At 64.9% G+C, this 830-nt stretch carries 1 protein-coding gene; it reads right to left on the minus strand.

Annotated features, from left to right (window positions below):
- Window positions 1–662 precede the first annotated feature (662 nt).
- Window positions 663–830 (minus strand): CueP family metal-binding protein, encoded by a 168-nt coding sequence (locus ACPYO4_RS16365; protein ID WP_425710304.1) that lies wholly within the window; start codon window positions 828–830, stop codon window positions 663–665.

Raw genomic sequence — 830 nt, forward strand, 5'->3', positions numbered from 1 at the left:
CCAGCGGCAAGATCAGTCTCAGGGGCACCACTTTGTCAGCATTGAGCTTCGGCTGTTTCCGCGCGAAACCGAGCCGCTCGAACCGCCGCCAGATGTTCGGTCCGAGTCCACCTGCGTCCATTCGAGGAAGTCGTGAGACAGCGACTCGTGAACGGCTGAACCCCCGGGCGCCGGGAGTTCAGCCGTATTTCGTTGGTGGGCGTGCGCAGGCTTCAGGGCGGTTCGTGTTGCCACATCACGCCCACCGGTACGGTCGCCGGCATATTCCGCAGGGCTCGCAGCTGGCGGCCACGGCTAGGAGTGACGACGCCGTAGGTTGGGCACCCCATCAGCTGCCGCGGCGAGGAGACTGTGACCGTCACCAGTTCCTCGGTGCACTCGGGAGCCTCGACGTGCGCCCCGGGCTGTCCCACGAGGTCGTCCCGCCGTTGGCGTAGTTCAGTCGTAGAAGGGTGCACCAGGGCACTGAGTAGCGTGGCACAACGTCGAGGTCCCCGAGGGTGATCAGCATGACTCGTCACTGCTGGTCATCCAGGGGACCCCGACGCCTACCCCCGCAACCTCAAGCCGGCGCGCCCCGCTCCCGACCGCTCACCCGAGCAGCCCCCGATGTCCGAAGAGCCTGTACTCGCCGCCGCGCTGTCGAACCTGTTATCTGATGGTCAGGTAACTCGCAGGGTGGTGATGCACGTCGGGTCATCCTCGTTCAGCGTGGTGATTGCCACTGTCCCTTCCTGTCCTTCATGCGCGATCGTGAGGGTTCCCTCGATGTCGCGAGGCACCCACAACCCGACGAAGCCGTTGTCGAACGTCTCGCGCGTCTCGTTGAT

The organism is Georgenia sp. Z1491 (assembly GCF_049856175.1).
Classification (GTDB): domain Bacteria; phylum Actinomycetota; class Actinomycetes; order Actinomycetales; family Actinomycetaceae; genus JB111.